Here is a 16,235-nt window from a genome sequence, read left to right as displayed (position 1 = left end):
ACCCTCACCCCGTGACCTCCCCACTGCCCTTCTCCCCGCCCCCCGGTGCCCGCGTCCGTCGGCTGCGCACGCCGCGCGCCAGGTTCGCCGTCATCGACATGCCCGTGCCGGAAGGTGTGCCGGAGCGGGGTGTCGCGCTGCTGGTGCCGGGGTTCACCGGCAGCAAGGAGGACTTCGGGCTCATGCAGGGCCCGCTCGCGGCGCGCGGCTACCGGACGGTGGCCGTGGACGGGCGCGGGCAGAACGAGTCCGACGGACCCGCCGACGACGAGTCGGCCTACGCCCGGCAGGAACTCGCGCTGGATGTGCTCGCGCAGGCCGCCGCGCTGGAGGCCGACGGTCCCGTGCATCTGCTGGGGCACTCGCTGGGCGGGCACATCACGCGCTCGGCGGTGCTGCTCGACCACACCCCGTTCCGCTCGTTCACGCTGATGGCGTCGGGTCCCGCGCAGGTGTCGGACGGGCAGCAGCAGCGGGTGAAGCTGCTGCGGGACGCGCTCGCGGTGATGTCGATGGCGGAGGTGTGGGAGGCGATCCTGGCGATGGGCCCGCCGGAGGAGGTCGGCGGCCCGGCTCGCGGCATCGGCGACCTGGCGCAGTTGCGTGCCCGGTTCGTGAACACGCGGCCCGCGCAACTCGTCGCCACCGGACGCCAGTTGTGCACGGAGCCGGACCGGGTCGCGGAACTGGCCGCGCTGCCGCTGCCGTTCCATGTGCTGTCGGGCGAGCGGGACGACGCCTGGCCGGTGCCGCTGCTGGACGAGATGGCGGTACGGCTGCGCGCGCACCGCACGATCGTCCCCGGCGCCGAGCACTCCCCCAACGCCTACCAGCCCCTGCCGACGGCTCGTGCCCTGGCCGACTTCTGGGACAGCGTCGGCTGAAGCCCTCCGACGCGACGCACCACCGCCGCCTGGGCGTCTAGTACTGCCCTTCCAGATGCCCCCAGAAGCCGTCCCTCAGGGAGCGGCGGAGGTCCGACTGGCCGCGCAGGGAGTACTTGAGGATGGTCTCGGCTTCCACCAGCAGGTCCTGGTCGACGGAGCCGGGCAGATATGGCCGGCCGGGCAGCAGCTCGCCGAGGGCTTCGCGGCCCCGGGCGGCAAGCCATTTCGCGGCGATCTGGGCGCCGACGAAGCGGACGTCCTCCCGGGTGGGCCGGGCGGCGGCGAGGGTCTCGAAGCTGGCGGGGGTCCGCCGGGAGACGTACGGCTTGAAGAAGTCGAGGTCGAAGGTGCGCTGGCTGTCGACCTCCCAGAGCAGCGGCTCGGCCTGGTTGCGGCCCTCCGGCGCCTCGATGCCCCACAGGTGGACGCGGGCACCGTACCCCTGGGCGGCCTCCACGGCGGACACCAGGTCCTCGTCGCCACCGAGGAGGGCGGCGTCGCTGATGGCGCGGTGCCGGGCGAGGGACTCCAGGTCGGAGCGGATCAGGGAGTCGACGCCCTTCTGCTGGTTGTTGGCGTTGAGGTTGCCGAGGCGGACCTTGACGTCGGGCAGTTCGGCGATGGACTGCTGCTCGGCGGTGTGGATACGGCGGCGGGCGCCGTCGTACCAGTAAACGCGGAGCAGCCGGCTGTCCGCGAAGATGGTGCGTGCCCGGTCGATGAGGGCCTCGATCAGGCCCTCGGCGTCGACGTCGAAGGCGCGGCGGTCCTCGGTGCCGGCGACGAGGCGTCCCGCGGCGGCGTAGAGGTATCCCGCGTCGACGAAGATCGCATGGGTGGAGGGTGTCTTGGCCACCTCGGCGAGCATGCGCTGGAGCAGCTCGTTCGTGCGGTCGATACGGGCGGCCAGGGCCGCGAGGTCGTCGTTCATCACCTCCATTGTCCCGTCGGTCACGCTACGAACACAACCGGTCCCGTTCGGTCCCGAAAGATCATCCGAGCGCAATCCCTTACTCGTCAGTAATTAGTTGTTCGAAAAATTTCTTTAGCGTAGGGAATGTTTGTAACACCTTCACGGTTGACTCACTCAGAGACACGAGAGGAAGGGGGAGCAACCATGCGCTTCGAAATCACTCGACTCGACGACGTCGACGGCACGCCCGTGGACACCACCGTCGTGGACGCCGCCTCCGTCAACAGGATCGTCCAGCAGGCCGCCGCCATCGGTCAGCGCCTGTGGATCCGCCCGGCCGAGACCTCGGCTTCGTAACGCCCCCCAGGAGTATTCAGGGCCCCGTACGGAATCTGCCGTACGGGGCCCTGCTGCGTCCGGGAGCGGTCGGTGCGGTACGGCTCAGCCGCCGCGGACGACCTGCGTGACGCCGTTGATGATCTGCTGGACGGCGATCGCGGAGAGCATCATGCCGGCGAGCCGGGTCACCAGGACCACCCCGCCGTCCTTGATGACGCGGATGATCAGCAGCGAGTAGCGCATCACCAGCCACAGCACGATGTGGATCGCGAGGATCGCCGCCCACACGGACACCTGCATGGACGCGCTGTCGGCTTTCTGCACGGCGAGGATCACGGACACGATCGCGCCGGGCCCGGCCAGCAGCGGCATGCCCAGCGGGACGAGGGCGACGTTGACGTCCTTGGTCTGCTTCGGCTCGTCGGTCTTGCCGGTGAGCAGATCGAGCGCGATCAGCAGAAGCAGCAGACCGCCCGCGATCATCAGCGCGGGCACGGAGACATGCAGATAGTTCAGGATCTGGTGGCCGAGCAGCCCGAAGACGGTGATCACACCGCCCGCGACACAGACGGCCTGGAACGCCATCCGCTTCTGCACCCGGGCGGGCCGGCCACCGGTCAGGGCGATGAAAATCGGGGTGATCCCAGGGGGATCCATGATGACGAACAGGGTCAAAAAGAGCGAGCCGAAGACAGCGACGTCGAACATGAGGGCCTTGCAGACGAATGGAACGTGGACGGGGTGAGGTGTGCGGGGCGCACGACGGCGCCTCCCGGCCCGGCCCCGGGCACTCGGGAGAGCGAGCCGGTGAGGACAGGAGCGCGAAGGAGTTCGCTACGACGCCGACGCCGCGACGCGCGGAGTGCGCGGGGCGGGCGGGAGGCCCGGCGTGCGCGGGGCGCGTGACGTGTCCGGGGCGCGCAGGGCGCCCGGCGTGCGCCTGTCAGATTCCGCCGGTGCCGGGGACGGGGAAGGCCCCGGTCGCCCGCCGGGTGATCTCCCCGTAGACCTCGGGGTCGGTGGTGTACTCGCCGAGCACACAGGTCTTGCGGCTGCCGTGATAGTCGGAGGAGCCCGTCACCAGCAGGCCCAGCTCCTTGGCGAGGCCGCGCAGCCTCGCCCGGGTCGGCTCGTCGTGATCCATGTGATCGATCTCGATGCCGTCCAGCCCTGCGGCGGCCATCTCGGCGATCGCGGACTCGGGCACCGTACGCCCGCGTTTGCTCGCGCCGGGGTGGGCGAAGACGGTGACCCCGCCCGCGGCCTTGACCAGCCGGATCGCCTCGAACGGGTCGGTCTCGTGCTTCTCGACGTACGCCCGGCCGCCGTCCGCCAGCCACTCGGGCGTGAAGGCGTCGCTCACGGTGGGGACGACACCCAGCTCGACGAGGGCGGTGGCGATGTGCGGCCGGCCCACGGAGCCGTCGCCGGCGATGCGCGCGACCTGCTCCCAGGTGACCGGCACGCCCAGCGCGTTCAGCTTGGCGACCATGCCCTTGGCCCGCGGCACCCGGTCGTCACGGACCAGCTCGCGCTCGGCGAGCAGATCGGGCTCCTCGGGGTCGAACAGGTAGGCCAGCATGTGCATGCTGACGCCGTCGATACGGCAGGACAGCTCGGCCCCGGTGACCAGCGTCACCCCCTCCGGCAGGGCCGCGAGGGCCTCGGCGTGTCCGCGGGTGGTGTCGTGGTCGGTCAGGGCGACGACGTCCAGCCCGGCCGCGGCGGCGTTGCGGACCAGCTCGGCGGGGGTGTCCGTACCGTCGGATGCGGTGGAGTGGGTGTGCAGGTCGATGCGCACTGCGCGGGCTCCAGCGGTGACGGTACGGATGGGACACCCAAGGATAACCGGATTTTCCGGCCGCCCTGTCACACCCGCAGGGGGCAGCGCCCCTTACATGCGTGGGGCGCGACACGCACCGCTCCGGGGGCCCGCCGCCGGACACCACCGCCTCGGCACGCACCGCCCCGGGGGCCCGCCGCCGGACACCACCGCCTCGGCACGCACCGCTCCGGGGGCCCGCCGCCTCACACCGCCGCCACGGCACGCACCGCTCCGGCGCGGCCCGCCGTCGGGGCACCGCCGCCGCGGCGAGGCCATGAGGGCCCCTCGGCACGACAGGAAGAACCGACCCCGCCCTGAGGGAGTGGCGGCCCCGCCCCTCAGGACGCGCGCGACCGCCCTTCGAAGGCCGGAGCAGCCCCCCTCAAGGCCGGGCGCCCCCTCAAGACCTGCGCCGCCCCTCAAGGCCGGGCGCCCCCTCAAGGCTTGAGCAACCTCGGCGACAGCGCCCCGCACGGCACCAGCTCGACCTCGGCTCCGGCGTCCCGCAGGTCGGTCAGCACCAGCTCGTCGTACAGGAGGAGCCCGGACTGCTCGGGCCAGACGACCGCCCACAGCCACATGCCGAGCGCTTCCCCCGCGAACACCGCTCGGTCGTCCGGCGTCTTGGAGACGAGCCACAGCGGGGTCGGCCGGCCGGCGGCGAGGACCTTGGTCTGCGCGGGTTTCTCGACGTCCAGACAGGGCCCGGGGTCGGGTCCGTCGATGCCGGCGTAGCGGGCGCCGAGGCCGACGCCCAGCTCCTCCGCGACGATGATCAGTTCGCCGACGCCGCCCAGCGGTCCGGGCCCGCTGCACGCCACGGCCGTGGCACGGCCGCCGCTGCGGTCGTCCCCCGCGTACGCCACGCCCGTGAACAGCCAGCCGACGGGCAGCGGCCACGGCATCCACACCGGGACCTGGGTGCGGTGCACCACGACGCTGAGGGCCTCGACGCTGGGCGGGATCACGGGCTGCAGCGGATACACGGTGCCGTGCGCATCGCACTGCCAGGAATCGGCGAAGAGGCCGGGAGCCCTGACCCGGCCACCACACTTCGGGCAACTGGGTTCGCCCCTCATAGGGGTCCACGGTCCTACCCCCGCCGCGTCCCGTCAAGGACGATCACCCGTCCGGGCGGAACGATGACATCGGGAACAAATAGGTGTACGCTACATTTATTAGCGTATCTAACTGATCGTGCGTCCGACAAGACGGCGTACCCGACTCATCTGACGGGAGAAGAACATTGGATCCCTTCGACGCGGGTGCCGGCGGCATCCTGCGGCAGCCCAAGGCGGTGTGGGCCACCGCCGGCGCCTCCGTCGTCGCGTTCATGGGCATCGGACTGGTCGATCCGATCCTGCCGTCGATCGCCCAGGGACTCGACGCGACGCCCAGCCAGGTCTCGCTGCTGTTCACCTCGTACTTCCTGATCACCGCCTTCGCGATGCTGTTCACGGGCTTCGTCTCCAGCCGCATCGGCGGTCGTAGGACCCTGCTCGCCGGGCTCGCGCTCGTCGTGGTCTTCGCGGCCCTGGCCGGCACCTCCGGCTCGGTCGGTGAACTCGTCGGCTTCCGCGCCGGATGGGGCCTCGGCAACGCCCTGTTCGTCTCCACCGCCCTCGCCGTCATCGTCGGTGCGGCGGCCGGCGGCAGCGCGGCGGCGATCCTGCTGTACGAGTCCGCGCTCGGCCTCGGCATGGCCTGCGGCCCGCTGCTCGGCGCCCTGCTCGGCGACGCCAGCTGGCGCTACCCCTTCTTCGGTACGGCCGCGCTGATGGCGGTGGGCTTCCTGTGCATCTCGGCGTTCCTGAAGGAGCAGCCGAGGCCCGCGCGCAGGACCTCGCTGCTCGACCCGGTCAAGGCGCTCGGCCACGGCGGACTCGCCTCGGCGGCGGCCTCGGCGTTCTTCTACAACTACACGTTCTTCACCGTGCTGGCCTTCACCCCGTTCGTACTGGACATGACCCCGTACAAGTCGGGTGCCGTGTTCTTCGCCTGGGGTGTGCTGCTCGCCGTGTTCTCCGTGATCGTGGCGCCGCGCATGCAGGAGCGGTTCGGCTCGCTGAAGGTGCTCGGCGGCTCCCTGGTGCTGCTCGCGGCCGATGTCCTCGTCCTCGGCTACGGCGACCACACCACCGCGATCGTCTGCACCATCCTGTCGGGCGCGTTCATCGGCGTGAACAACACCGTCTACACCGAACTCGCCCTCGGCGTCTCCGACGCCCCGCGCCCCGTGGCCAGCGCCGGGTACAACTTCGTGCGCTGGTTCGCCGCCGCCGCAGCGCCCTACTTCGCGCCGAAGATCGAGGAGTGGACCGACGTGCACGTCCCGTTCGCCGTCGCCGCGGCCACCGCCCTCGTCGGCGCGCTCGTCGTCCTCGTACGGCGCCGCTCGCTCACCCACGAGGCGGAGGAGCTCCAGCCTCGGCACGCCACCGAGGACAGCGTCAGCGCCTTCGTCAACTGACCGTCACCCGGCCCCGGTTGGTGACCTTGCTCACGCCGGGGCCGGACGGGCTCAGTCCAGCGGGACGGACTTCCGGGACCCATCGCGGAGGTCCGTCCCGTGCTTCAGCCACCGCTCCTGAAGGGCCTGCGCCCCGTGCACGCGCTTCCAGGCGGCCTCGTTCGGGGTCATCGGCAGCAGCGGCAGGAACCGCACCGGGTCCAGCGGCGCGTCCAGCTCCAGGTCCTCCACCAGACCGCCCGGCTCGGCCACCAGAACCGACGTGAACGGCGCACCCGGCCACAGCGGCTCCCCCACGTCCAGCGACGCGCCTGGTACCACCACCACGCCCTCCACCTGCGGCGACGCGGCGAGCACGGCAAGCGGCCTGAGCACCTTGTCGGTGTCGGCGGCACCGGCGCGCACCGACAGCAGCAGCTCGGCGCGCGGCCCCTTCACCGGGTCGGCGAGCATCGCCGTGGGGTCCGCCATCGGCTGTGCGGACATGCCGAGGGTCGCGTACCGCACGACGTCTCCCTCGTGGAAGCGGAGCACCTCGATGCGGTCGGTGCCGAGGAAGGTGACCGCGGCGCGCGCGTCCGGTTCGCCCAGCGCCGTACGCAACCGGGCCTCGACCAGAGGAAGAACATCAGCCATGCGGCGAGCATAGAACTCGCCAGCAGCGGGCAAAGCCGCACCTTGACACCGTGGGCGGCTGATACCCTGGGCCGGTGTTCGGGGCAGCACGCAGAAGCGTCGCGATCTTCGCCCCGACGCCTGAAGACTCCCTGACGGGAATGGATCGTCCCTCACGAGGGACCGGCCGGAGGAGGTGGGGCTGTCATGGACCGAAGTCGACCGTGCAGTACCACTCGCTCTTCCGGCTGCTGATGTAGCTGTTCCGGCTCTGGCCTCGCCTGCCGACCTCCTGGCTCGCGTCTTCACGCGGAAGAGCACTTCGTTTCGTCTTGCCTGATCTGTCTGTGATCTGAAACAGCAGCGAAGCTCGCCACCGCGACGGTGCGGTGCTCCCCGCTTTGTGGACGTGCCAAACATCCGCGCTCAGGACGTCCTCATTCCGGGTAGTTCCACCCGCCGCGGGTGTCCGACGTCTTCGCTGCCCGACGCGAAGGAGCCCGCCCATGTCGATGATCCGCGACCTGCGTGCAGTGGTCCGTCCCGCCCGTGTCTCCCTGCGCAAGACCCCGCGCAGGCCCCTGCCGGCCGACACCCTCGCCCGCACCGGCACCCGCGGCGCCGGCGGGACGTCCGCCGTCGTCGACTGCGCCGTCTACCGCGACGGCGCCCGCGTCGAGTGCACCGGCCCGCTCACCCCGCAGCAGGCGATGCGGGAGGTGCGGCGTGACGGCGGCTTCGTGTGGATCGGACTGCACGAGCCCACCGAGGCCGAATTCGCCGGGATCGCCGCCGAGTTCGGGCTGCACCCGCTGGCCGTCGAGGACGCCGTGCAGGCGCACCAGCGGCCCAAGCTGGAGCGCTACGACGACTCGCTGTTCACCGTCTTCAAGACGGTCCACTACCTCGAGCACGACGAACTCACCGCCAGCAGCGAAGTCGTGTCCACCGGCGAGGTCATGTGCTTCACCGGCCGGGACTTCTTCATCACCGTCCGGCACGGCGGACAGGGCTCGCTGCGCGCGCTGCGCCACCGCCTCCAGGACGACCCGGAGCTGCTCGCCAAGGGCCCCTCCGCGGTGCTGCACGCCATCGCCGACCATGTCGTGGACGGGTACATCGCCGTCGCCGACGCCCTCCAGGACGACATCGACGAGGTCGAGACCGAGGTGTTCTCGCCGGGCCGCAAGGGCACCCCGCGCGGCACCGACGCCGGCCGGATCTACCAGCTGAAGCGGGAGATCCTGGAGTTCAAGCGGGCTGTGTCGCCGCTGCTGCGGCCCATGCAGCTGCTGAGCGAGCGGCCGATGCGGCTGATCGACCCCGACATCCAGAAGTACTTCCGTGACGTCGCCGACCACGTCGCCCGCGTCCAGGAGCAGGTCGTCGGCTTCGACGAACTGCTCAACTCCATCCTCCAGGCCAACCTCGCGCAGGCGTCCGTCGCGCAGAACGAGGACATGCGGAAGATCACCTCATGGGCGGCGATCATCGCCGTACCGACGATGGTGTGCGGGGTGTACGGCATGAACTTCGACTACATGCCGGAGACGCACTGGAAGTACGGCTACCCGGTGATCCTCGCGATCACCGGCGCCATCTGCCTCGGCATCCACCGCACCCTCAAGCGCAACGGCTGGCTCTAGGGGCCGTACCCGCCCGGTGGATAGGCTGAGGGCATGACCAGCGAACTGCTCGACCGGGCCCTCATCGAGGAGGCCACCAAGAAGTCCGGCCTCATCTGGGTCAAGGGCGAAGGCGCGCCCGCCGCGCGCGCCCTGTGGCACGTCTGGCACGAGGGCGCGGCCTGCGTCGTCGGCGACGGCCCCGGCGAGCAGCCGCTGCCGTATCTCACCGCCGGCGGCTCGGCGGAGGTCACCGTCCGCAGCAAGGACAAGGGCGGCCGGCTGGTCACCTACACCGCGACGGTGACCGAGCCGGCGCCCGAGTCGGAGGAGTGGCTCGCGGCCGTCGCCGAGCTGAAGGGCAAGCGGCTCAACGCGCCCGACGGCGAGGCGATGCCGGCCCGCTGGGCGCGCGAGTGCCGGGTGCTGCGACTGGAGCCGGCGGGGGCGCCGCTGCCGCTGCCGGACGGCTCGCTCGCGGCGCCGCCGGTGCCGTCACCGGCGACGACCCGCGAGCCGCTCCCGGAAGGCCTGCCGCGCCTGCTGTTCAAGCGACGGGGCCGCAAGCCCCGCAGCTGACCCGCCGGCGGGGCCGCGAGCGCGGGCCGAAGCTCCGGAGCTGACGCGCCTACCGGGCCGAAGAGCCGAAGCTCTGGAGCAAACACGCCGACGGGCCGCAGCCCGGCCGCAAATCCCCGAAGCTGACGCGTCGGCGGAGCAGAATCCCCGGAGCGGACGCCCGCCGGTGCGCCCCGCAGGGGCTCAGGACGACGGGAGCTGCTTGCCGTAGTCGACCGTCTCGCTCTTCGGGGGCTCCTTGACGGCGAAGTCCTTGCCCCAGTCGGAGAAGACCAGCGTGCCCGCGCCGCCCGCGCGCTCCAGCCGCAGCGGGTACGGCTTGCCCTCCAGGGACACGTCGAGGGTGCCGCCGGCCCCGTCGTCGCCGGTGATGCGGATGGTGCGGACGCCGTCCTGCTCGTGATGGCCGTCGGTGTCGAGGGTGCCGTGCAGCGTGAGCAGCCCGCCCAGCAGGGTGTTCTTGTCGGTGAAGCCGCTGAATCGCCGGTACGCCGGGTCGCCCTTCGGCACCTTCACGTACTTGCCGTCCAGCTTGGCGGCGGCGGCCTTGTCGGAGGCGGCGTCGTTCTTGCCGTCCCCGCGGGTCCAGAAGTCCGCGCCGGCCTTCAGATAGAGCTGTTCGCCGACCCGCAGCAGCTCGAAGGTGGCGCCGTCGGCGGTGACGGACCCGGAGCAGCCGTCGCTCTTCAGCCGCATGTCCAGCTTGTAGGTGGCGCCGCCCGCCACCACCGACCCCGCGAGGCGCACGGTCGCCACGGAGGCGGCGGCCTGCTGCGTACGGGTCTGGATCTGCTCCGGCGCCAGCTTGCCGACCCCGTTGGTGCCCGCGTCCGGATCCTCGCTGCACCCCGCGAGCCCCGCCACGCCCAGCACGCTCAGCGCGCCGGCCAGCGCAACCCGGCGGATACGGCCCAGGGAAGTCGCAGTCACAGGTGAGGCTGCCTTTCTGGCGGGGTCCACGACGGCGTACGGCAGCGTACCGGGGCCGCCGAGGTGACGCGGAGCCAGCTCGTCCGGACCTCCCACCAGGGCGGAGCCGATCAGGACGGGCTAGCCTGAAGCCCGACCGGGCGGGCAATCGGGAGAAGGAACGCCAACACCGCACACCTCGTACGCAAAGGAACGGAAAGCCATGGCAGCCGGCGCCCCGCGGATCTTCGTGTCGCATCTCTCCGGCGTCGCCGTCTTCGACCCCAACGGCGACCAGGTGGGCCGTGTACGGGACCTGGTCGTCATGCTGCGCGTCGGCCGGCGCCCGCCGCGGCTGCTCGGCCTGGTCGTCGAACTGTCCACCCGCCGCCGCATCTTCCTGCCCATGACCCGGGTCACCGGCATCGAGTCCGGCCAGGTCATCACCACCGGTGTGCTCAACGTCCGCCGCTTCGAGCAGCGGCCCACCGAACGCCTCGTCTTCGGTGAGCTGCTGGACCGCCGCGTCACCCTCGTGGAGACCGGCGAGGAGGTCACGGTGCTGGACCTGTCGGTGCAGCAGCTGCCCGCCCGCCGCGACTGGGAGATCGACCGGGTCTTCGTCCGCAAGGGCCGCCGCACCGGGCCTCTGCGGCGAGCCCGAGGCGAGTCGCTGACCGTCGAGTGGTCGCAGGTCACCGGGTTCTCCCTGGAGGAGCAGGGGCAGGGCGCGGAGAACCTGCTCGCCACGTTCGAACAGTTGCGCCCCGCCGACCTCGCCAACGTCCTGCACCATCTGTCGCCCAAGCGGCGCGCGGAGGTCGCCGCCGCCCTCGACGACGACCGGCTCGCCGATGTGCTGGAGGAGCTGCCGGAGGACGACCAGATCGAGATTCTCGGCAAGCTGAAGGAGGAGCGCGCCGCCGACGTGCTGGAGGCGATGGACCCGGACGACGCCGCCGACCTGCTGAGCGAGCTGCCGGAGGCGGAGCAGGAGCGGCTGTTGAGCCTGATGCAGCCCTCCGACGCGGCCGACATGCGGCGGCTGATGTCGTACGAGGAGCGCACCGCGGGCGGGCTGATGACGACCGAGCCGATCGTGCTGCTGCCCGACGCCACCGTCGCCGACGCGCTCGCCCGCGTCCGCAACCCCGACCTGTCCCCGGCGCTCGCCGCTCAGGTCTATGTCTGCCGGCCGCCCGACGAGACCCCGACCGGCAAGTACCTGGGCACCGTGCACTTCCAGCGGCTGCTGCGCGACCCCCCGTACACGCTGGTCAGCTCGCTCGTCGATCGTGATCTTCAGCCGCTGGACCCGGACGCGGCGCTGCCGCTGGTCGCCGGGTTCTTCGCGACGTACGACATGGTCGCGGCGCCCGTCGTGGACGAGGCGGGGTCGCTGCTCGGCGCGGTCACCGTGGACGACGTACTGGACCACATGCTGCCGGACGACTGGCGGGAGACCGAGTTCCACCTGGACGACGAGGACGACGGGCAGGGGGTGGGCCGGAATGGCGCCGGAGCGTGACGGCGGCCGGGAGGCGGTCCGTGAGCGCAGCCCCGCGGGGGCGACCGCCACCACCCGCAGCCGGCCCCGGCTCGACCAGCCGCGCCCGCCGCGGCGGCGCATCCTGCCCGAGTGGGACCCGGAGGCGTTCGGCCGGCTGTCGGAGCGGATCGCCCGGTTCCTCGGCACGGGACGGTTCATCGTATGGATGACCGTCGTCATCGTGCTGTGGGTGCTGTGGAACGTGGCCGCACCGCACGAGCTGCGGTTCGACGAGTACCCGTTCATCTTCCTGACGCTGATGCTGTCGCTCCAGGCGTCCTACGCGGCGCCGCTGATCCTGCTCGCGCAGAACCGGCAGGACGACCGGGACCGGGTCAACCTGGAACAGGACCGCAAGCAGAACGAGCGTTCCATCGCCGACACCGAGTACCTGACACGGGAGATCGCCGCGCTGCGCATCGGCCTCGGCGAGGTCGCCACCCGCGACTGGATCCGCTCCGAGCTGCAGGACCTGGTGAAAGAGCTGGACGAGCGGCACGACGGGCACCGGGGGCGGGCGGTATTCCCGGCAGAACGGTCGCCGGGACGTGACGTAGACGACCGCTGACGGGCTTTCCCGGGCGAGGCTACTCGGCCGTACCATCGTTCTCATGGCTAGCGAAGACGCGGTGCGCGAGGCACTGGCGACGGTGAACGACCCCGAGATCAACCGGCCCATCACCGAGCTCGGGATGGTCAAATCGGTGGAGATCGGCGCCGATGGGGCGGTCGCGGTCACCGTGTACCTGACGGTCTCGGGCTGTCCGATGCGTGACACGATCACCCAGCGCGTCACCGACGCGGTCTCCCGCGTCGACGGCGTCACCCGGGTCGATGTGTCCCTCGACGTGATGAGCGACGAGCAGCGCAAGGAGCTGGCGGCGGCGCTGCGCGGCGGCCAGACCGAGCGCGAGGTGCCGTTCGCCAAGCCCGGCAACCTCACCCGGGTGTACGCGGTCGCCTCCGGCAAGGGCGGTGTCGGCAAGTCGTCGGTGACGGTCAACCTGGCCGCGGCGATGGCCGCCGACGGGCTGAAGGTCGGTGTCGTGGACGCCGACATCTACGGCCACAGCGTGCCCCGCATGCTGGGCGCCGACGGCAAGCCCACCCAGGTCGAGAACATGATCATGCCGCCGTCCGCGAACGGCGTGAAGGTCATCTCCATCGGCATGTTCACGCCGGGCAACGCGCCGGTGGTGTGGCGCGGCCCGATGCTGCACCGCGCGTTGCAGCAGTTCCTCGCGGACGTGTACTGGGGCGACCTGGACGTGCTGCTGCTGGACCTGCCGCCCGGCACCGGCGACATCGCGATCTCCGTCGCCCAGCTGATCCCGAACGCCGAGATCCTCGTCGTGACCACGCCTCAGCAGGCCGCCGCCGAGGTGGCCGAGCGGGCCGGTTCCATCGCCGTGCAGACCCACCAGAAGATCGTCGGCGTGGTCGAGAACATGTCCGGCCTGCCCTGCCCGCACTGCGGGGAGATGGTCGACGTGTTCGGCACGGGCGGCGGCCAGCTCGTCGCCGACGGCCTGACCCGTACGACGGGTACGTCGGTGCCGGTCCTCGGCAGCATCCCGATCGACGTCCGGCTGCGTGAGGGCGGCGACGCGGGCACGCCGGTCGTGCTGTCCGACCCGGAGTCCCCGGCGGGCTCGGCGCTGCGCGCGATCGCGGGCAAGCTGGGCGGGCGTCAGCGCGGCCTGTCGGGGCTGTCGCTGGGGATCACACCGCGCAACAAGTTCTGAGCGCCGCGGACGACGAAGGGGCGCCCGCCGGGTTCCGGCGTGCGCCCCCTTGTTTCCGCTCGGTGCGCCCCGGTGAGGCGCTCGGGCTGTCAGGCGTACGTCGAGATGTCCTCGATCTGCGCGAAGCCCAGCCCGTACGCGCTCATGCCGCGGCCGTACGCCCCGACGTGCACCCCCCGCTGTGTCGTACCGGCGAGCACCCAGCCGAACTCGGACTCCCGGTAGTGGAACGGCGTCGGCACCCCGTCCACCGGCAGGGACAGCGTCGACCAGGGGGGCCCGTCGAGGTCGTCGGCGAGCGTCCACGCCGTCTCTGTCTGCTGCTCCAGCCAGTCGTCGCGCAGGCTGTGGTCCATCTGCCCGGGCCAGGTGAAGGACAGCAGCCCCACTCCGGCGAGCCAGGCCGCCGAGGACACCGTGGTGGCCTCCAGCAGCCCCGTGCCGTCGGCGCTGCGCCGGTCGGGCTGTGCGGCGACGGTGACCACGACGGCGAACTTCTCCCGCGGTTCGCTTTCGTTGCCGACCTCGCCCCGCACGGTCGGCTCGTCGCCGTGTCCGACGGAACCGTGTTCGACGGCCCCGTCGGCCGCCGTACCGACCTGCATCAGCCAGCGCGGCCCCGTGAAGGCCTCGTCGAGGCCGTACCACGGGAAGGGCGCGCTCAGGTAGCCGTCGACCGTACGCCGGGCGGAGGGGACCTGTTGTCCGCCCTCCGCGGCCGGCGCCTCCGCGACTGCCCGACTCGTCGTCTCCATCTGCCCGGACGCCTCCTCGCTCTCGTCGGTCCGGAGCAGCCCGCCCCCCTTCGGGCGTACTCGTCCGGTCCGCACAACAACTCGGCAGCATATCCACCCTGCTCCGGGCGGTAGGGAAACCGCCCGGCGCGCGAGGCGTCCGGGCGGCGCGTTCAGGCCGTGCGGGGCGGCGGAACCGTATGAATCGCGTCACGTGCGCGGGGCGTACGCCCTGCTCCGGGGCGTGTGAGCTGCCGGGCGGTCAGGTCGCGTCGGCGTCGAAGGGAGGCCGGTCGTCCTTCGGCGGGTCGGCGGGCCGCTTCGTCATGTCGACGCGTCCGCCGGAGGGGGCGGTGTCCGTCTCCCGGCTGTGGACGGCGTCGGTGATCTCGGCCATCTCCTTCTTCAGGTCGAAGCCGTTGCGGATCTCCTTCAGCCCCAGGTCGTCGTTCTCCAGCTGCTTGCGGATGAAGGTCTTGGGGTTGAGGTCCTCGAACTCGAAGTCCTTGAACTCCGGGCCGAGTTCCTGCCGGATGTCCTGCTTGGCGCTCTCCGAGAACTCGCGGATCTTCCGGATGGTGCGGGTGACGTCCTGGATGACCTTGGGGAGCTTGTCCGGGCCGAAGACGAGCACAGCAAGGACGACGAGCGTGACCAGCTCGAGTGGTCCTATGTCATTGAACACCTGTAGCTCCTTGGGATGTCCTCGGCCGCATCCACGGTACCTGTCGGACCTGTCCGACGGGTACCGCCCCGGGCCGCCCGCCTGTGACGTTTCCGTCAGATACAGCAGTTCCGGGGGGCTCCTTCACCTTCCGGTCAGCTGCTGTCCGACGAGCCGAGCACCAGCGTGATCTTCCGTTCCCCGCCATCGCGCCGGACGGTGAGTTCCAGGCGGTCGCCGGGGCGGTGCGCGCGGGTCTTGACGATCAGTTCCTCGCCGGAGTGGACGCGCTGGCCGTCGACGGCGGTGATGACGTCGCCGGGTTCGATGCCGGCCTTGTCGCCGGGGCCTCCCGCCGTGACGGAGGGGCCGCCGCCGCTGCCCCGGTCGTCGACCCGGGCGCCGTCGCCGGTGTACTGCATGTCGAGGGTGATGCCGATGACGGGGTGGGTGGCCCTGCCGGTGTTGATCAGCTCCTCGGCGACGCGTTTGCCCTGGTTGACGGGGATGGCGAAGCCCAGTCCGATGGAGCCGGCCTGTCCTCCGTCGGCGTCGGAGCCGCCACCCGCGGAGCGGATCGCGGAGTTGATGCCGATGACCCGGCCCTGCGCGTCCAGCAGCGGCCCGCCGGAGTTGCCCGGGTTGATCGGCGCGTCGGTCTGGAGGGCGTCCACGTACGAGATGTCGCTGCCGTCGCCTTTCTCACCGCCCGCGGTGATGGGCCGCTCCTTGGCGCTGATGATGCCGGAGGTGACCGTGCCCTCCAGGTCGAAGGGGGCGCCGATGGCCACGACCGGGTCGCCGACCTGCACATTGTCGGAGTTGCCGAGCGGGAGCGGCTTGAGGCCCTTGACGCCCTTGACCTTGACGACGGCCAGGTCGTAGCCGCTGTCCCGGCCGACGATCTCCGCCTCGGCGGTCTCGCCGCCGTTGAAGACGACGGTTATCTCGCCGCTGTCGCCGGCCGGTTCGACGACGTGGTTGTTGGTGAGGATGTGGCCGCGCGTGTCGAGGACGAAGCCGGTGCCGGTGCCGGCCGATGTGGTGCCCCTGACGTGCAGGGTGACGACGCTGGGCAGGGCGCGTGCGGCGATCCCGGCCACGCTGTCGGGGGCGCGGTCGGCGGGCTCCTTCCCGGCCTGCGGCAGCTCCACGGTCCCGACACCGCCGTTGCGCTCCAGATACGCCCCTACGACGCCGCCGATGCCGCCGGACACCAGTGCCAGCGCGAGCGCCGCGCCGATGACCGCCCTGCGGCGCCTGCGCCGGGTGCGCTGCTCGCTCTCCGCCGCGCTGCCGGGGTGCTGCAACGCCCTGGCCCCGGCGACCGCCCAGGGGTCGTAGCGGGACCAGGGGTCGGGGGTGGGGGCGGGCGCGAGGG

At 71.5% G+C, this 16,235-nt stretch carries 17 protein-coding genes; 8 read left to right on the top strand and 9 right to left on the bottom strand.

The genetic code is table 11. From position 1 onward, the window contains the following. Positions 1-11 precede the first annotated feature (11 nt). Positions 12-884: an alpha/beta fold hydrolase gene (locus MTQ10_RS17185; protein WP_247468975.1), complete on the top strand. Its 873-nt coding sequence runs from the start codon at positions 12-14 to the stop codon at positions 882-884. Positions 885-921: 37 nt separating this feature from the next. Here MTQ10_RS17185 and MTQ10_RS17180 read toward each other — a convergent pair whose 3' ends face one another. Next, complete coding sequence (locus MTQ10_RS17180) at positions 922-1,818, bottom strand: NYN domain-containing protein (protein ID WP_247468973.1); 897 nt, start codon at positions 1,816-1,818, stop codon at positions 922-924. A gap of 186 nt (positions 1,819-2,004) precedes the next feature. Here MTQ10_RS17180 and MTQ10_RS17175 point away from each other — a divergent pair, with 186 nt between their 5' ends. After that, on the top strand, positions 2,005-2,157 hold the full coding sequence (locus MTQ10_RS17175; RefSeq protein WP_247468972.1) for a Miff domain-containing protein: 153 nt from the start codon (positions 2,005-2,007) through the stop codon (positions 2,155-2,157). 84 nt (positions 2,158-2,241) lie between these two features. Here the strand turns inward: MTQ10_RS17175 and MTQ10_RS17170 are convergent, their stop codons facing one another. The 3 genes from MTQ10_RS17170 to MTQ10_RS17160 all read right to left on the bottom strand — a co-directional run bounded on the left by MTQ10_RS17170 (position 2,242) and on the right by MTQ10_RS17160 (position 5,043). Beyond that, complete coding sequence (locus MTQ10_RS17170) at positions 2,242-2,847, bottom strand: MarC family protein (protein WP_247468970.1); 606 nt, start codon at positions 2,845-2,847, stop codon at positions 2,242-2,244. Positions 2,848-3,082: 235 nt separating this feature from the next. After that, positions 3,083-3,940 (bottom strand): PHP domain-containing protein, encoded by an 858-nt coding sequence (locus tag MTQ10_RS17165; protein ID WP_247468968.1) that lies wholly within the window; start codon positions 3,938-3,940, stop codon positions 3,083-3,085. 461 nt (positions 3,941-4,401) lie between these two features. Continuing rightward, positions 4,402-5,043, bottom strand: a complete 642-nt coding sequence (locus tag MTQ10_RS17160) for a DUF6758 family protein (protein WP_247468966.1) — start codon at positions 5,041-5,043, stop codon at positions 4,402-4,404. Between the two features lie 167 nt (positions 5,044-5,210). Here MTQ10_RS17160 and MTQ10_RS17155 point away from each other — a divergent pair, with 167 nt between their 5' ends. Further along, positions 5,211-6,434, top strand: coding sequence for an MFS transporter (locus MTQ10_RS17155; protein WP_247468964.1), 1,224 nt, complete (start codon positions 5,211-5,213; stop codon positions 6,432-6,434). 51 nt (positions 6,435-6,485) lie between these two features. Here MTQ10_RS17155 and MTQ10_RS17150 read toward each other — a convergent pair whose 3' ends face one another. Further along, on the bottom strand, positions 6,486-7,070 hold the full coding sequence (locus MTQ10_RS17150; protein WP_247468962.1) for a suppressor of fused domain protein: 585 nt from the start codon (positions 7,068-7,070) through the stop codon (positions 6,486-6,488). A 485-nt stretch (positions 7,071-7,555) separates the two neighbouring features. Here MTQ10_RS17150 and MTQ10_RS17145 point away from each other — a divergent pair, with 485 nt between their 5' ends. Both MTQ10_RS17145 and MTQ10_RS17140 read left to right on the top strand, forming a co-directional pair. Then, entirely contained in the window at positions 7,556-8,695 is a 1,140-nt protein-coding gene (locus MTQ10_RS17145; protein WP_247468960.1) for a magnesium and cobalt transport protein CorA, read from the top strand. 33 nt (positions 8,696-8,728) lie between these two features. Further along, complete coding sequence (locus MTQ10_RS17140) at positions 8,729-9,253, top strand: hypothetical protein (RefSeq protein WP_247468958.1); 525 nt, start codon at positions 8,729-8,731, stop codon at positions 9,251-9,253. Between the two features lie 183 nt (positions 9,254-9,436). Here the strand turns inward: MTQ10_RS17140 and MTQ10_RS17135 are convergent, their stop codons facing one another. Then, positions 9,437-10,183, bottom strand: a complete 747-nt coding sequence (locus MTQ10_RS17135) for a hypothetical protein (RefSeq protein WP_247468956.1) — start codon at positions 10,181-10,183, stop codon at positions 9,437-9,439. Positions 10,184-10,385: 202 nt separating this feature from the next. Here MTQ10_RS17135 and MTQ10_RS17130 point away from each other — a divergent pair, with 202 nt between their 5' ends. The 3 genes from MTQ10_RS17130 to MTQ10_RS17120 are packed head-to-tail and all read left to right on the top strand — an operon-like array spanning position 10,386 to position 13,456. Continuing rightward, positions 10,386-11,690: a magnesium transporter MgtE N-terminal domain-containing protein gene (locus MTQ10_RS17130; protein WP_247468954.1), complete on the top strand. Its 1,305-nt coding sequence runs from the start codon at positions 10,386-10,388 to the stop codon at positions 11,688-11,690. Further along, positions 11,674-12,279 (top strand): DUF1003 domain-containing protein, encoded by a 606-nt coding sequence (locus tag MTQ10_RS17125; protein ID WP_247468943.1) that lies wholly within the window; start codon positions 11,674-11,676, stop codon positions 12,277-12,279. The genes MTQ10_RS17130 and MTQ10_RS17125 overlap by 17 nt, the downstream gene beginning before the upstream one ends. Positions 12,280-12,322: 43 nt before the next feature. After that, on the top strand, positions 12,323-13,456 hold the full coding sequence (locus MTQ10_RS17120) for an Mrp/NBP35 family ATP-binding protein (RefSeq protein WP_247468941.1): 1,134 nt from the start codon (positions 12,323-12,325) through the stop codon (positions 13,454-13,456). 89 nt (positions 13,457-13,545) lie between these two features. Here MTQ10_RS17120 and MTQ10_RS17115 read toward each other — a convergent pair whose 3' ends face one another. From MTQ10_RS17115 to MTQ10_RS17105, 3 genes are all read right to left on the bottom strand, one after another. After that, entirely contained in the window at positions 13,546-14,211 is a 666-nt protein-coding gene (locus tag MTQ10_RS17115; RefSeq protein ID WP_247468939.1) for a hypothetical protein, read from the bottom strand. A gap of 241 nt (positions 14,212-14,452) precedes the next feature. Continuing rightward, positions 14,453-14,875 (bottom strand): sec-independent translocase, encoded by a 423-nt coding sequence (locus tag MTQ10_RS17110; RefSeq protein ID WP_247468937.1) that lies wholly within the window; start codon positions 14,873-14,875, stop codon positions 14,453-14,455. 134 nt (positions 14,876-15,009) lie between these two features. Beyond that, positions 15,010-16,235: S1C family serine protease (locus MTQ10_RS17105; RefSeq protein WP_247468935.1), on the bottom strand; the 1,226-nt coding region annotated here is incomplete at its 5' end.

The sequence above is a fragment of the Streptomyces sp. XM83C genome, assembly GCF_023072675.1.
Taxonomy (GTDB): domain Bacteria; phylum Actinomycetota; class Actinomycetes; order Streptomycetales; family Streptomycetaceae; genus Streptomyces; species Streptomyces thermocoprophilus.
Note: the sequence above shows the minus strand (reverse complement) of the source record. Positions and strands in the feature narration are given on the sequence as shown.

What these genes read in the sequence shown, in the direction of transcription:
- MTQ10_RS17145 (WP_247468960.1), top strand. Translation starts at nt 7,556, where the DNA reads ATGTCGATGATCCGCGACCTGCGTGCAGTGGTCCGTCCCGCCCGTGTC.
- MTQ10_RS17115 (WP_247468939.1), bottom strand. Translation starts at nt 14,211, where the DNA reads ATGGAGACGACGAGTCGGGCAGTCGCGGAGGCGCCGGCCGCGGAGGGC.
- MTQ10_RS17125 (WP_247468943.1), top strand. Translation starts at nt 11,674, where the DNA reads ATGGCGCCGGAGCGTGACGGCGGCCGGGAGGCGGTCCGTGAGCGCAGC.
- MTQ10_RS17170 (WP_247468970.1), bottom strand. Translation starts at nt 2,847, where the DNA reads ATGTTCGACGTCGCTGTCTTCGGCTCGCTCTTTTTGACCCTGTTCGTC.
- MTQ10_RS17180 (WP_247468973.1), bottom strand. Translation starts at nt 1,818, where the DNA reads ATGAACGACGACCTCGCGGCCCTGGCCGCCCGTATCGACCGCACGAAC.
- MTQ10_RS17120 (WP_247468941.1), top strand. Translation starts at nt 12,323, where the DNA reads ATGGCTAGCGAAGACGCGGTGCGCGAGGCACTGGCGACGGTGAACGAC.
- MTQ10_RS17160 (WP_247468966.1), bottom strand. Translation starts at nt 5,043, where the DNA reads ATGAGGGGCGAACCCAGTTGCCCGAAGTGTGGTGGCCGGGTCAGGGCT.
- MTQ10_RS17150 (WP_247468962.1), bottom strand. Translation starts at nt 7,070, where the DNA reads ATGGCTGATGTTCTTCCTCTGGTCGAGGCCCGGTTGCGTACGGCGCTG.
- MTQ10_RS17130 (WP_247468954.1), top strand. Translation starts at nt 10,386, where the DNA reads ATGGCAGCCGGCGCCCCGCGGATCTTCGTGTCGCATCTCTCCGGCGTC.
- MTQ10_RS17140 (WP_247468958.1), top strand. Translation starts at nt 8,729, where the DNA reads ATGACCAGCGAACTGCTCGACCGGGCCCTCATCGAGGAGGCCACCAAG.
- MTQ10_RS17175 (WP_247468972.1), top strand. Translation starts at nt 2,005, where the DNA reads ATGCGCTTCGAAATCACTCGACTCGACGACGTCGACGGCACGCCCGTG.